This is a genomic window from Mesorhizobium sp. YL-MeA3-2017 (assembly GCF_030814575.1).
Taxonomy (GTDB): Bacteria; Pseudomonadota; Alphaproteobacteria; order Rhizobiales; family Rhizobiaceae; genus Mesorhizobium; species Mesorhizobium terrae.
This window is the reverse complement of record NZ_JAUSVH010000001.1, coordinates 1,136,038-1,149,545: the sequence shown is the minus strand read 5'-3', so window position 1 is coordinate 1,149,545 and position 13,508 is coordinate 1,136,038. Positions and strand designations below refer to the sequence as shown.

At 63.5% G+C, this 13,508-nt stretch carries 12 protein-coding genes; 9 read left to right on the top strand and 3 right to left on the bottom strand.

Translation table 11 applies throughout. The annotated features are described in order from the left end of the window. Positions 1-102: 102 nt before the first annotated feature. From QFZ88_RS05435 to QFZ88_RS05400, 8 genes are all read left to right on the top strand, one after another. Entirely contained in the window at positions 103-1,353 is a 1,251-nt protein-coding gene (locus tag QFZ88_RS05435; protein ID WP_024923498.1) for a Zn-dependent hydrolase, read from the top strand. Between the two features lie 130 nt (positions 1,354-1,483). After that, positions 1,484-2,935 (top strand): dihydropyrimidinase, encoded by a 1,452-nt coding sequence (gene hydA, locus QFZ88_RS05430; RefSeq protein WP_024923497.1) that lies wholly within the window; start codon positions 1,484-1,486, stop codon positions 2,933-2,935. Between the two features lie 2 nt (positions 2,936-2,937). Continuing rightward, positions 2,938-3,312, top strand: coding sequence for a hypothetical protein (locus QFZ88_RS05425; RefSeq protein WP_036254268.1), 375 nt, complete (start codon positions 2,938-2,940; stop codon positions 3,310-3,312). Beyond that, complete coding sequence (locus QFZ88_RS05420) at positions 3,309-4,100, top strand: ABC transporter ATP-binding protein (RefSeq protein WP_024923495.1); 792 nt, start codon at positions 3,309-3,311, stop codon at positions 4,098-4,100. Before QFZ88_RS05425 ends, QFZ88_RS05420 begins: the two co-directional genes overlap by 4 nt. Before the next feature lie 6 nt (positions 4,101-4,106). Then, positions 4,107-4,985: an ABC transporter permease gene (locus QFZ88_RS05415; RefSeq protein WP_024923494.1), complete on the top strand. Its 879-nt coding sequence runs from the start codon at positions 4,107-4,109 to the stop codon at positions 4,983-4,985. Further along, positions 4,982-6,136 (top strand): ABC transporter permease, encoded by a 1,155-nt coding sequence (locus QFZ88_RS05410; RefSeq protein ID WP_024923493.1) that lies wholly within the window; start codon positions 4,982-4,984, stop codon positions 6,134-6,136. The genes QFZ88_RS05415 and QFZ88_RS05410 overlap by 4 nt, the downstream gene beginning before the upstream one ends. Positions 6,137-6,184: 48 nt before the next feature. Then, the gene (locus tag QFZ88_RS05405; RefSeq protein WP_024923492.1) at positions 6,185-7,156 is read left to right on the top strand and encodes an ABC transporter substrate-binding protein; all 972 of its coding nucleotides are present in this window, start codon (positions 6,185-6,187) and stop codon (positions 7,154-7,156) included. 183 nt (positions 7,157-7,339) lie between these two features. Then, on the top strand, positions 7,340-8,362 hold the full coding sequence (locus QFZ88_RS05400) for an LLM class flavin-dependent oxidoreductase (protein WP_024923491.1): 1,023 nt from the start codon (positions 7,340-7,342) through the stop codon (positions 8,360-8,362). A 29-nt stretch (positions 8,363-8,391) separates the two neighbouring features. Here QFZ88_RS05400 and QFZ88_RS05395 read toward each other — a convergent pair whose 3' ends face one another. The 3 genes from QFZ88_RS05395 to QFZ88_RS05385 form a co-directional block, all read right to left on the bottom strand. Then, positions 8,392-10,041 carry a thiamine pyrophosphate-binding protein gene (locus QFZ88_RS05395; protein ID WP_024923490.1) on the bottom strand — a complete coding sequence of 550 codons (1,650 nt, stop codon included), beginning with the start codon at positions 10,039-10,041 and terminating at the stop codon, positions 8,392-8,394. Between the two features lie 8 nt (positions 10,042-10,049). Beyond that, positions 10,050-11,210: a CaiB/BaiF CoA transferase family protein gene (locus QFZ88_RS05390; RefSeq protein ID WP_036254265.1), complete on the bottom strand. Its 1,161-nt coding sequence runs from the start codon at positions 11,208-11,210 to the stop codon at positions 10,050-10,052. 97 nt (positions 11,211-11,307) lie between these two features. Further along, a complete protein-coding gene (locus QFZ88_RS05385; RefSeq protein WP_024923489.1) occupies positions 11,308-12,243 on the bottom strand; it encodes an alpha/beta fold hydrolase in 936 nt (311 codons plus the stop codon). 206 nt (positions 12,244-12,449) lie between these two features. Here QFZ88_RS05385 and QFZ88_RS05380 point away from each other — a divergent pair, with 206 nt between their 5' ends. Then, a complete protein-coding gene (locus QFZ88_RS05380) occupies positions 12,450-13,466 on the top strand; it encodes a ribonuclease T2 family protein (protein ID WP_024923488.1) in 1,017 nt (338 codons plus the stop codon). The last annotated feature ends 42 nt before the right edge of the window (positions 13,467-13,508 follow it).

The window sequence follows — 13,508 nt, the reverse complement described above, 5'->3', positions numbered from 1 at the left end:
GCCGCGCGTCCGAATGGACGCGCGGCGCTCCAAAAGCCAAACGTTGCGGCTGGCGTCGGGAACCGCCGGCCGCAACGCTGACTGAACAATGAGAGGATGGTAATGGCCGCACCCGGCGAGAATCTGCGCATCAATCCCGATCGTCTTTGGGATTCCCTGATGGAGATGGCCAAGATCGGCCCGGGCGTCGCTGGCGGCAACAATCGCCAGACCTTGACCGACGCGGACGGCGAAGGGCGGCATCTGTTCAAGCGCTGGTGCGATGCGGCGGGGCTCGAAACCGGCATCGACAAGATGGGCACCATGTTTGCCCGCCGCGAAGGGACGGATCCCAACGCGTTGCCGGTCTATGTCGGCTCGCACCTCGACACCCAGCCGACCGGCGGCAAGTATGACGGCGTCCTTGGCGTCCTCGCCGGGCTGGAGGTCATCCGCACGCTGAACGACCTCGGCCTCAAGACCAAGCACCCCGTTGTCGTCACCAACTGGACGAATGAGGAAGGCGCGCGCTTCGCGCCGGCGATGCTGGCGTCCGGCGTCTTTGCCGGCGTCCATACGCTGGACTACGCCTATTCGCGCAAGGACCCGGACGGCAAGACGTTTGGCGACGAGTTGAAGCGCGTCGGCTGGCTCGGCGATGAAGAGGTGGGCGCGCGCAAGATGCACGCCTATTTCGAATACCATATCGAGCAGGGGCCGATCCTCGAGGCGCAGAACAAGCAGATCGGCGTGGTCACTCACGGCCAGGGCCTGTGGTGGCTCGAATTCACACTTGTCGGCAAGGAAGCGCATACCGGCTCGACCCCGATGAACATGCGCGTCAATGCCGGGCTCGCCATGGCCCGCATCTTCGAGATGGTACAGAAGGTGGCGATGGACAACCAGCCAGGCGCCGTCGGCGGCGTTGGCCAGGTCAAGTTCTCGCCCAATTCGCGCAACGTGCTGCCGGGCACCGTCATCTTCACCGTCGATATTCGTTCGCCCGAACAGGCCAAGCTCGACCGCATGCGCGCCGCGATCGAGACCGAAGCTGCCAGGATCGCCAAGGAACTGGGCGTCGGCTGTTCGGTCGAGGCGGTCGGCCATTTCGACCCCGTCACCTTCGACCCGACGCTGGTTGCCCGCGTGCGCGCCGCTGCGGAGAAGCTGGGCTATTCGCACATGAACATCATTTCGGGCGCCGGTCACGACGCCTGCTGGACAGCGCGCGTGGCGCCGTCGACGATGGTCATGTGCCCCTGCGTCGACGGGCTGTCGCACAACGAGGCCGAAGACATTTCCAAGGAATGGGCCGCCGCCGGTTGCGACGTGCTGTTCCACGCGGTGGCGGAGACTGCGGAGATCGTCGAATAAGGCGACTTTGGAGGACAAGCCATCGATCCCCGGCCAAAATCGATGCACTTATTGTCCAAAGTCGCCTGATCTGAATCACATACCGAACGCAGCTCACAAGAAGCGCGAACGAAACAAGGGAACAAGAACGATGACCAGAGTGATCAGGAACGGTACCGTCGTCACGGCCGACCGGACTTGGAAGGCCGACGTGCTGATCCAGCACGGCAAGATCGTCGCGATCGGCCAGAACCTGCATGGCGACCATGAGTTCGACGCCACCGGCTGCTATGTGATGCCTGGCGGCATCGACCCGCACACCCATCTCGAAATGCCGTTCATGGGCACCTATTCGGCCGACGATTTCGAAAGCGGCACCCGCGCCGCCCTTTCCGGCGGCACGACCATGGTGGTCGATTTCTGTCTGCCGGCGCCGCAGCAATCGCTGCTCGAAGCGCTGCAGATGTGGGACAACAAGACCTCCAGGGCGGCATGCGATTTTTCGTTCCACATGGCCATCACCTGGTGGGGCGAGCAGGTCTTCAACGAGATGAAGACCGTGGTCGACAAGGGCATCACCTCGTTCAAGCACTTCATGGCCTATAAGGGTGCGCTGATGGTGGACGATGACGAGATGTATGCGTCGTTCCAGCGTTGCGCCGAACTCGGCGCGCTGCCGCTTGTGCATGCCGAGAATGGCGACGTCGTCGCCGCCCTTTCGCAGAAGCTGCTTGCCGCCGGCAACAACGGGCCGGAGGCGCATGCCTATTCGCGCCCGCCGGAAGTGGAGGGCGAGGCGACCAACCGCGCCATCATGATCGCCGACATGGCGGGCGTGCCGCTTTATGTCGTGCACACCTCCTGCGAGCAGGCGCATGAGGCGATCCGGCGCGCTCGCCAGAAGGGCATGCGCGTCTATGGCGAGCCGCTGATCCAGCATCTGGTGCTCGACGAGAGCGAATATTTCAACAAGGACTGGGACCATGCCGCGCGGCGCGTGATGAGCCCGCCCTTCCGCAACAAGCTGCACCAGGATTCGCTGTGGGCAGGCCTGCAGGCGGGTTCCCTGCAAGTGGTGGCCACCGACCATTGCGCCTTCACCAGCAAACAAAAGCGTTTCGGCGTCGGCGACTTCACCAAGATCCCGAACGGCACCGGCGGCCTTGAAGACCGCATGCCGGTGCTGTGGACGGCCGGCGTCAACACCGGCCGGCTGACCATGAACGAGTTCGTGGCGGTGACCTCGACCAACATCGCCAAGATCCTGAACATGTATCCGAGGAAGGGCGCCATCGTCGAAGGCGCGGATGCCGACATCGTGGTTTGGGACCCCAAGCGCAAGAAGACGATCTCTGCCAAGGCCCAGCAGTCGGTGATCGACTACAATGTCTTCGAGGGCTACGAGGTGACCGGCCTGCCGCGCTTCGTGTTCTCGCGCGGCGAACTGACGATCCAGGAGGCCGAGGTGAAGACCAAGGCCGGCCATGGCGAGTTCGTGGCGCGCGAGCCGAATGGCGCGGTCAACCGGGCGCTGTCGGCCTGGAAGGAGATCACCGCGCCGCGCAAGGTCGAGCGCACCGGCATTCCCGCGACGGGGGTTTGAGCTTGCGTCCGCTCCTCTGGTTCGCAGCCGCTGCGGTTTTCGCGGCGGCGCCGGTCCATGCGGCCGGCATTGATGTCAGCAAGCCGTATGGCAACAAGTCCGGCTGCATCAACAAGGATGGCCAGCAGGTCTATGCCGAGGATATGCTGCTCGTCACCAAGACCGATTTTGTTACGGCGGCGAGCGCCTGCACCATCAAGGAAAGCAAGCAGAACGCCGACGGCTCTCTGCTTTTGAAAACTGAATGCGAGGCCGAGGGCGAGGAGGGCAAGGCGCCTGCCGAGTTCACGCTAAAGCCAAGTCCGAAGAACAAGAAGAAGCTCATCGTTGTCGATGACAGCGGCTTTGTCATGGGGGAAGTGTCGCAGTGCAAATGACCGCCGTAGAGCCAGCCGTCGTCGCGGCAAGCAAACTCGGTCTTACCTTCCAGACCAATGACGGGCCGGTGCAGGCGCTGAGCAATGTCGATCTCACCATCGGCAAGGGTGAATTCGTCTCCTTCATCGGGCCTTCGGGCTGCGGTAAGACGACGTTCCTGCGCGTCATCGCCGATCTGGAGAAGCCGACTTCCGGTTCCATCACCATCAACGGCATGACGCCTGAACAGGCACGCGAGAAGCGCGCCTATGGTTATGTGTTCCAGGCGGCCGCCTTGTTCCCCTGGCGCACCATCGAGCGCAATGTGGCGCTGCCGCTGGAGATCATCGGCCTGCCCAAGGCAGAGCAGGCCGAGCGCATCAAGCGCACGCTGGAACTGGTCAATCTTGCCGGCTTCGAGAAGAAATATCCCTGGCAGCTGTCGGGTGGCATGCAGCAGCGCGCCTCGATTGCCCGCGCGCTTGCCTTCGAGGCTGATCTTCTTTTGATGGACGAACCGTTCGGCGCGCTGGACGAGATCGTGCGCGATCACCTGAACGAGCAGCTGCTGCAACTATGGGCCGCGACCGACAAGACGATCTGTTTCGTCACCCACTCGATCCCGGAAGCGGTCTATCTGTCGACGCGCATCGTTGTCATGTCGCCGCGGCCCGGCCGCGTCACCGACGTGATCGAATCGACGCTGCCGAGGGAACGCCCGCTCAACATTCGTGAGACGCCGGAGTTTCTTGCCATCGCGGCCCGCGTGCGCGACGGGCTGCGCGCCGGCCATTCCTACGAGGATTGACGGAGCATGGATACCCTTCGCTCCAAGATCATCCCGGTCACCACGATCCTCGCGATCATCGTGATCATTTGGTATGTCGGCGCGGTGGCGATGAACGCGCCGTTCCAGCGCGACATGGACAGCCGCAACAACGTCACGCCCGGCACGGTCGAGTTCATCGGCAAGACATTGTCGCAGCCGAAGCCGACGTTGCCGGCGCCACATCAGGTGGCTCAGAACTTTTTCGAGAACACGTTCGAACGCAAGATCACCAGCAATCGCAGCCTCGTCTACCATGCCTGGGTGACGCTCTCCTCGACGCTGCTCGGCTTCGCCTTCGGCACGGCGCTGGGCATCGCGATTGCCGTCGGTATCGTCCATGTGACGACGCTCGATCGCAGCCTGATGCCGTGGATCATCGCCTCGCAGACCATCCCCATTCTGGCGATCGCGCCAATGGTGATCGTTGTGCTGGCCGCCATCGGCATCACCGGGTTGATCCCGAAGGCACTGATTTCGACCTATCTTTCCTTCTTCCCGGTCGCGGTCGGCATGGTGAAGGGACTGCGCTCGCCGGAACTCATGCATCTCGACCTCATGCACACCTACAACGCCAGTTCCACGCAGACCTTCTGGAAGCTGCGGGTGCCGGCCTCGGTGCCGTTCCTGTTCGCCTCGATGAAGGTGGCGGTGGCGGCAAGCCTGGTCGGCGCCATTGTCGGCGAGTTGCCGACCGGCGCTGTTGCCGGCATCGGCGCAAAATTGCTTGCCGGTGCCTATTACAGCCAGACCATCGACATCTGGTCGGCGCTGGTGGCGGGCTCGATCGTGGCGGCACTTCTGGTTGCGCTGGTCGGGCTGGCGGGTCGCCTGGTTGACCGCGCCATGGGCGGGAGGCCGGCATGAAAGGCTTGAAACCGTCCTGGCAGGCTGTACTCGCAATCGTGCTCTGCCTTGTCGCGGCGGCACTCGGCGCCATAAGCGCACCGGAGGCAGTTGCCTCGGCCCAGCCCACGGCCACGATCAACTACCCTTACATGGGCACAAAAGCCCTGATGTACGGGATCGTCATCGCGGCCGGGCTCCTGTCCATGTTGGCGCTCGCGCCGGCGCTCGAAGCCTTGGCGCTGTTCGTCGGTTCGAGCATGGCTGCGTTCTTGCTGGTGCGTGGCATCGCCGGCTTCGAGGGCACGGCGCTGGCGCCATATTTCCTTGTGCTGGCCGCCGCCTGGCTGCTCGGCTGGCGTTGCGTGGCGGCGCTGTCGTCGATGAAGCCGTCGCAACGATGGATGTCGACGGCACTGAAGCTCGCCATTCCGGCGCTGTTCGGCGCCTGGATCCTGGTGTTGTGGGAGGCGATTACCCGCGGCGCCGGCATTCCGTTCATCCTGTTGCCGCCGCCAAGCTCGGTCGGCGCGCGCATCGTCAATTCGCTTCCCGTGCTGTGGGCCGACGTCAACCAGACCATCTTCCGCTCGGTGCTGATCGGTTATGTGCTGGGCTGCGGGTCGGGCTTCGTTGCGGCCATTCTCGCCGATCGTTTCGTTTTCCTGCGACGCGGGCTGATCCCGATAGGCAACATGGTGTCGGCGCTGCCGATCATCGGCGTGGCACCGATCATGGTGATGTGGTTCGGCTTCGACTGGCACTCCAAGGCGGCCGTCGTCATCATCATGACCTTCTTCCCGATGCTGGTGAACACGGTGGCGGGGTTGGCGGCGTCCGGGCACATGGAGCGCGACCTGATGCGCACCTATGCCTCGAACTACTGGCAGACGCTGGCGAAGCTCAGGCTGCCGGCGGCGGCGCCCTTCATCTTCAACGCGTTGAAGATCAATTCCACCCTGGCGCTGATCGGCGCCATCGTCGCCGAATTCTTCGGCACGCCGGTGGTCGGCATGGGCTTCAGGATATCGACCGAGGTCGGCAGGATGAATGTCGACATGGTCTGGGCCGAAATCGCGGTTGCAGCACTTGCGGGTTCGGTCTTCTATGGCGTGGTCGCGCTCATCGAACGAGCAGCCACGTTCTGGCATCCGTCTGTCCGGGGAGGCTAGGCGGAGAAGAATAAAGAGGGTTTGGGTTCAACTTCAGAGGGTAAGAACATGAAAAAACTGATGGTTTCGATGCTGGCGTCGGCAATGTCGCTGGCGGCTTTCCAGGCGATGGCCGCCGACAAGGTGACGCTGCAGCTTAAATGGGTCACGCAGGCACAGTTCGCCGGCTACTATGTCGCCAAGGACAAGGGCTTCTACAAGGAAGAAGGGCTGGACGTCGACATCAAGCCGGGCGGCCCGGACATCGCGCCCGAACAGGTGATTGCCGGCGGTGGCGCCGACGTCATCGTCGACTGGATGGGCGGCGCCCTGGCCGCGCGTGAAAAGGGCGTGGGGCTGGTGAACATCGCCCAGCCTTTCAAGAAGGCCGGCATGGAACTGGTCTGCCCGAAGAACGGGCCGATCAAGACCGAGGCCGACTTCAAGGGCCACACGCTGGGCGTCTGGTTCTTCGGCAACGAATATCCGTTCTATGCCTGGATGAACAAGCTGGGCCTCAAGACGGAAGGCGGACCGGATGGCGTCACCGTGCTCAAGCAGAGCTTCGACGTGCAGCCGCTGATCCAGAAGCAGGCTGACTGTATCTCGGTGATGACCTACAACGAATACGGACAGGTGCTCGATGCCGGTTACAAGCCGGAAGACCTGGTCGTTTTCAACTATTCGGCAATGGGCAACGATCTGCTCGAGGACGGGCTCTACACGATCGAGGACAAGCTGAAGGACGCGGCCTTCGAGGACAAGATGGTGCGTTTCGTGCGCGCCTCGATGAAGGGTTGGAAATACGCCACCGAAAACACCGACGAAGCTGCTGGAATCATCGTGGAAAATGGCGGTCAGGACGAAAACCACCAGAAGTTCATGATGAAGGAAGTGGCCAAGCTGGTCGACAACGCCGACGGCAAGCTGATCCCGGCCGCCTATGAGCGTACCGCCAAGGCATTGCTCGACCAGAAGATCATCACCAAGGCACCGACCGGCGCCTACACTACGGCGATCACCGACAAGGCGATCAAGTAAGCGCTATTGGCTTCATGCTGAATCGGAAAGGGGCGGGCAACCGCCCCTTTTTGTTTGAGCCCTAAGATGTCGTCCTCGCGGCAGAGACAGTGCGTGCTCGAACATCGACCCCGAACGGCTTGATCCGTTGGGCCGTGCCGCCTAGCTAAGTCGCGACAAACCCTCCAACGTGTTGGGCATTCCATGAAAAAGATCGGCTTTCTCTCCTTCGGCCATTGGTCGCCATCGCCGCAGTCCGGCACGCGTTCGGCGGCGGATGCCTTGCTTCAATCGATCGACCTCGCCGTGGCAGCGGAAGAGCTGGGTGCGGACGGGGCCTATTTCCGGGTGCATCATTTCGCTCGCCAGCTGGCGTCGCCGTTCCCGCTTCTGGCGGCGGTGGGAGCCCGGACCAAAAAAATCGAGATCGGCACGGCGGTCATCGACATGCGCTACGAGAACCCGCTCTACATGGCCGAGGACGCCGGGTCCGCCGACCTGATCGCCGGCGGACGCCTGCAGCTCGGCATCAGCCGGGGCTCGCCCGAGCAGGTCATCGACGGCTGGCGTTATTTTGGTTACGCGCCGCAGGACGGCAAGACCGACGCCGACATGGCCAGGCAGCACAGCGAGGTGTTCCTCGATCTGTTGCGCGGCCAGGGGTTCGCGCAGCCCAATCCGCAGCCGATGTTCCCCAACCCGCCGGGACTGCTCAGACTGGAGCCGCATGCGCCCGGTCTGCGCGACCGCATCTGGTGGGGTGCTGCCACCAACGCAACCGCTGAATGGGCGGCGAAGCTCGGCATGAACCTGCAAAGCTCGACGCTCAAGTTCGACGAGAGCGGCAAGCCTTTGCATGTCCAGCAGGCCGAGCAGATCCGCGCCTATCGGGAAGCCTGGAAGGCGGCCGGCCATGAGCGCACGCCGCGCGTTTCGGTCAGCCGTTCGATCTTCGCCTTGGTCAACGATCTCGACCGTGCGTATTTCGGCCGCAGCGGCGAAAGCACCGACCAGTTCGGCTATATCGAACCGGAGAAACGCGCCGTTTTCGGGCGCAGCTACGCGGCGGAGCCGGACGTACTGGTCGAACAGCTGCGCGGCGACGAGGCGATCGCCGAGGCTGACACCTTGCTGCTGACGGTGCCGAACCAGCTCGGCGTCGAATACAACGCCCATGTGATCGAGGCGATCGTCAAGCACGTGGCGCCAGCGCTAGGCTGGCGCTAGGTCCTGACCCAGAGGCCGGACCTGACTTACTATCGCTTCTCGCGGATATCGGTCAGCGTCTTGGCCGGGGTGATCGCCTCGGGGTCGAGACGCACCTCGATGATCGACGGCTTGCCGCTGGCTTTAGCCCGCTCGAAGGCCGAGGCGAATTCGTCGGTCTTCACCACCGTCTCGCCATGGCCGCCATAGGCGCGGGCCAGTGCAGCGAAGTCCGGGTTCTTCAGGTCGGTGCCTTCGACGCGGCCAGGATATTCGCGTTCCTGGTGCATGCGGATGGTGCCGTAGATGCCGTTGTTCACCACCACGGTGATGATCGGCAGGTCGTATTGCACGGCGGTGGCAAATTCCTGCCCATGCATCATGAAGCAGCCGTCGCCGGCGAAACAGATCACCGGGCGATCGGGGTGCAAAGCCTTTGCCGCGACCGCAGCGGGCAGGCCGTAACCCATCGAGCCGGAGGTCGGGGCTGCCTGCGTGGCGTAGCGGCGGAAGCGGTGGAAGCGGTGCACCCAGGTGGCATAGTTACCGGCGCCATTGGTGAAGATGGCATCCTGCGGCAGCACGCTTTCGAGATAGTCCATGATCGGGCCCATCTGCACCGGGCCGGGGCCGGTCTTGGGCGTCGTCGACCAGGCGAGATAGGTGTCGTGCAGCTTCGCGGTCTCGGCGCCCCAGGCGGGCGCCGCCTTGGGTTGGCGCTTGGCGAAAGCCTCGACGAAAGCAGCCGGCGAGGCGTTGATCGCCAAAGTCGGGCGATAGACGCGGCCGAGTTCGTTGGCGTCGGCATGGACATGAACCAGCGTCTGGTCCGGATAGGGGCTTTTGAGAATGGTGTAGTCGGAGGAGGGCATTTCGCCCATGCGGCCGCCGATCAGGAGCACGAGGTCGGCTTCCTTGATCGCACTGGCGAGCTTGGGGTTGATGCCGATGCCGACGTCGCCGGCATAGTTCGCATGGAGATGATCGAACAGCATCTGGCGGCGGAAGGAAACACCGACCGGCAGCGACCAGGCTTCGGAAATCTGTCTCATCCGCTCGACAGCATCGTCGGTCCAGCGGGTGCCGCCGAGGATGACGAAGGGACGCTTGGCGCCGGCAAGCAGCTTTTCGAGCTGGTCGAGTTCGGCTTCGCCCGGTCGCGTTTCAACCGGTGTGAAGGGCTGCGCCAGCGGCGCCTCGACCTCGCTGACCAGCATGTCCTCCGGCAGCGAAATGACCACCGGACCGGGCCGGCCGGAAGTGGCCACGGCGAAGGCGCGGGTGACGAGTTCCGGGATACGTTCGGCGCGGTCGATCTCCACCACCCATTTGGCGATATCGCCGAAGAAGCGTTTGTAGTTGACCTCCTGGAAGGCCTCGCGTTCGCGAGCGTGACCGGCGATCTGGCCGATGAACAGGATCATCGGAATGGAATCCTGCATGGCGATGTGTACGCCGGCGGAAGCGTTGGTGGCACCCGGCCCGCGGGTGACGAAGCAGATGCCGGGCTTGCCGGTGAGGCGGCCATGGCAATCCGCCATCATGGCGGCGCCGCCTTCCTGGCGGCAGACGATGGTGCGGATCGGAGAATCGTGCAGCGCGTCCAGCACGGCGAGGTAGGATTCCCCCGGCACGCAGAACATGCGGTCGACGCCATTGGCTTCGAGGGCTTCGACGATCAGCTTACCACCGGTTTTCATGATCCGGGCTACTCCAGTTCGGCAAGGATTTCAGCGGTGTGCTCGCCGAGGCGCGGCGAGGGGCGATCATAGACGAGCGGCGTGGCCGACATCACCATCGGCGCGCGCACGGAAGGCAAGGTGTTGCCATGGCCATCGTCGAGATCGAGCCGCACGCCGCGGGCAATCGCCTGAGGGTCAGCGAACATCTGGCCAATGTCGTTAATGGGGCTGGCGGGCACGCCGGCGCCTTCCAGCTTGGCCAGCAGATCGTCGCGGGTGAATTTGGCGAGCGCATCGAGCATGTGTTCGCGGAGCTTCACGCGATTGGCGACACGCGCGGCGTTGGTGGCGAAGTCTGGATCGGCGGGCAGGGAGGCGAGCCCGACCACGGCGCAGAACTTGGCGAACTGGCTATCATTACCGACAGCGAGGATGAAATGCCCGTCGGCGACCGGCAGCACCTCATAGGGCGCGATGTTGGGGTGGGCGTTGCCCATGCGCTCGGGTGCCTTGCCGGAAACGAGATAGTTGAGGTTCTGGTTGGCCAGAACCGAAATCTGCGAATCGAACAGCGCCATGTCGACATGCTGGCCTTCGCCTGTCGCCTCGGCGTGGCGCAGAGCTGCCTGGATGGCGATGACCGAATAGAGGCCGGTGAAGATGTCGGTGACGGCGACACCGACCTTCTGCGGCTCGCCGCTGGCGGCCCCGGTGATCGACATCAGGCCGGACATGCCCTGGACGATGAAATCATAGCCCGCGCGCGGCGCATAGGGGCCGGACTGGCCGAAGCCGGTGATCGAGCAATAGACGAGCTTCGGGTTGATGACCTTCAGGCTGTCATAGTCGAGACCGTATTTCTTCAGGCCGCCCAGCTTGAAATTTTCGATCAAAACGTCGGCGCTGGCGACCAGCTTGCGCACTGTCTCCGCACCTTCCGGCGTCGAGAAGTCGATGGCGATGGAACGCTTGCCGCGGTTGCAGGCGTGGTAGTAGGCAGCGGAAAGGTTCTCCCCATCCTTGCCTTTCACGAAGGGCGGCCCCCATTTACGGGTGTCGTCGCCTTCCGGACTTTCGACCTTGATGACGTCGGCGCCGAGATCGGCCAGCATCTGTCCCGCCCACGGGCCGGCAAGGATGCGGGCGAGTTCAATGACGCGCACGCCTTTCAAGGGAGGATTGGCCATGAAACACCGCAGGTTCGTTTGGTCGGGCAGGCTCTAGCAACCCAAACAGGTCCTGTCACGGTTCTTGCGATGGACCAGCATCTGTAAACGGCAAAACTTAGCGCGAAGCCGTGACCTTGTCCGCCCAGGCGGCGAAGTCTTCCATGATAATGTTCCGATTCACCTCGTTCAGGCTTTCGTGCCGCGTTTCGGGGTAAACCTTTGAAACGAGATTCGAAAAGTGCATCTGGCGCATGCGCCGTGTCAGATGCTCCACGGCCTTGCCGCCACTGGTTGCGGGGTCCTTCTCGCCGCCGGTGAGGTTGACGGGCAGGTCCTTGCGGATGCCGGCGAAACGGCTATCGTCGGCGCCGGCGAAGATGAAACCGAACAGGTCGCGCCAGAGCGAGACCGAGGCATCCCAGCCGCAGAGCGGGTCGGCGATGTATTTGTCTACCTCAGCCGCATCGCGCGACAGCCAGTCGAACAGGGTGCGGTGGCCGGGAACCGCCTTGCCCCAGGCCTGGAAGGTGAGGCGGGGCAACATGCGCGAGGGTACGTCCGAGCCCAGCCTGAACCGCTCCCAGCCCAGTATGGCGAGCGCTGCATAACCGGCGATGCCGGCGCTGAAATTGGCGTTCCAGACGGCGGCGCCCGCCAGGCGCGGCGAATGTCTCTGGATGAAGTTGAGCGCGATCAGTCCGCCCATGGAGTGGCCGAAGGCGATCACCGGCAGCCCGTCATGCTCGGTTGCGATCAGTTCGTGCACGGCGAGGACATCGGTGATCACCTTACCGCCGCCGTCGGTGTCACCGAACTTGCCGGGCGGCGCGTCTGGCGCCGTGGTGTGGCCGTGGCCGCGATGATCATGCGCATAGGTGTGGTAGCCGCGGCCGGCGAGAAAATCTGCGAGGCCGGCATAACGCGCGGCATGCTCGGCAAGGCCGTGGCTGATCTGGACCACGCCACGCTCCTTGCCGTCTGCCTTGCGCGTGTAAAGATTGAGCGATGCGCCGGTGGGTGAGGCTAGGCTGCGCTGGTCATTGAACGGCATTCTCTTCTCCTCCCCCAAGGCGCGGTTGAAATCCGCGCTCCTTGCCACTGAAAGTCGCAAGGCTTTTGTTTGCGCCGGCGCCGGTTTAGCGTCAATCGGCTGCGCTATTTCCGCAGCGGAAGTTCAAACCGCGGTGACGAGTGCATCGCAATTCTGTCATATCGGTGAGGCAGATGGCGCGCTGTCCAACCAGGGGGAATTTTCGCATGCGGATTTGGCTTGTTCTCGGGTCGATGCTTGCCGGGGTCGCACTCAGCGGAGCCGCGCGTGCGGAAACGAAACTCAGCGGCAGCTTCGTCGCCGACGCCGCCTGTCCGGCGACGCAGGCGATCAAAAGCGGCAAGAACCCGGGCGATGTCAGCACGCAGGTGGGCCAGAGCTACGACGTTGTTGCCGGCAACAAGGACGCGCCGACCCACTACATGATCCGGGTGCCGGGCGCCGATCCCGAGCGTCGCTGGGTGAAGGTGAGCTGCGGCCATCTCGCCGGCGAGGCCGCCGCCGCGCCGGTTGTCCCAGCCGCACCGGTCGAACCGGGAACGGCACAGAAGAAAGCCGCGGGCGGCAAGCCCGAATACGTCTTCGCGCTTTCCTGGCAGCCGGCCTTCTGCGAGACCAAGTCAAACAAGCCGGAATGCCGGGCGATGACGGGTTCGAGTTTCGACGCGACGAATTTCACCCTGCACGGCCTGTGGCCGCAGCCGAACGGCAATTTCTATTGCCAGGTGGGCGCCTCGGACCGGGCCAATGACAAGCCGGGCCGTTGGCAGGATCTGCCACCGGTCAATCTGGACACCAAAACCCGCCAGGAACTCGATAAGGTGATGCCGGGCACGGCCTCGCAACTGGAACGGCATGAGTGGATCAAGCACGGCACCTGCTACGGCAAGGATCAGCAGGCTTACTTCGCCGACGCGCTGGCATTGATGCGACAGGTCAATGCCTCGCCGGTGCGGGAACTGTTCGAAAAGAACATCGGCAAGGACATCACCTCGGACCAGATCCGCAGCGCCTTCGACAGTGCGTTCGGCAAGGGGGCGGGCGATCGCGTGCGTGTTTCCTGCTTCAACGACCGCGGCAAGCGGTTGATCGGCGAGGTAACGCTCGGTCTCGCCGGGCCGATCGGGCCGGGCAGTTCGCTGAAGGATCTGATGCTGGCGTCGGCGCCGACCGACAATGCCGGTTGCCCAGTGGGCACTGTCGATCCGGTCGGATTGCAATAGTCGCCACAATCAATTCCACAGAGCGCGGGCTGGCGGCCGAGG

Bases quoted from the DNA above. Each gene is read 5' to 3' on its own strand.
- QFZ88_RS05380 (WP_024923488.1), top strand. From the start codon at position 12,450: ATGCGGATTTGGCTTGTTCTCGGGTCGATGCTTGCCGGGGTCGCACTC.
- QFZ88_RS05400 (WP_024923491.1), top strand. From the start codon at position 7,340: ATGAAAAAGATCGGCTTTCTCTCCTTCGGCCATTGGTCGCCATCGCCG.
- QFZ88_RS05405 (WP_024923492.1), top strand. From the start codon at position 6,185: ATGAAAAAACTGATGGTTTCGATGCTGGCGTCGGCAATGTCGCTGGCG.
- QFZ88_RS05435 (WP_024923498.1), top strand. From the start codon at position 103: ATGGCCGCACCCGGCGAGAATCTGCGCATCAATCCCGATCGTCTTTGG.
- QFZ88_RS05415 (WP_024923494.1), top strand. From the start codon at position 4,107: ATGGATACCCTTCGCTCCAAGATCATCCCGGTCACCACGATCCTCGCG.
- QFZ88_RS05410 (WP_024923493.1), top strand. From the start codon at position 4,982: ATGAAAGGCTTGAAACCGTCCTGGCAGGCTGTACTCGCAATCGTGCTC.
- hydA (WP_024923497.1), top strand. From the start codon at position 1,484: ATGACCAGAGTGATCAGGAACGGTACCGTCGTCACGGCCGACCGGACT.
- QFZ88_RS05395 (WP_024923490.1), bottom strand. From the start codon at position 10,041: ATGAAAACCGGTGGTAAGCTGATCGTCGAAGCCCTCGAAGCCAATGGC.
- QFZ88_RS05390 (WP_036254265.1), bottom strand. From the start codon at position 11,210: ATGGCCAATCCTCCCTTGAAAGGCGTGCGCGTCATTGAACTCGCCCGC.
- QFZ88_RS05420 (WP_024923495.1), top strand. From the start codon at position 3,309: ATGACCGCCGTAGAGCCAGCCGTCGTCGCGGCAAGCAAACTCGGTCTT.
- QFZ88_RS05385 (WP_024923489.1), bottom strand. From the start codon at position 12,243: ATGCCGTTCAATGACCAGCGCAGCCTAGCCTCACCCACCGGCGCATCG.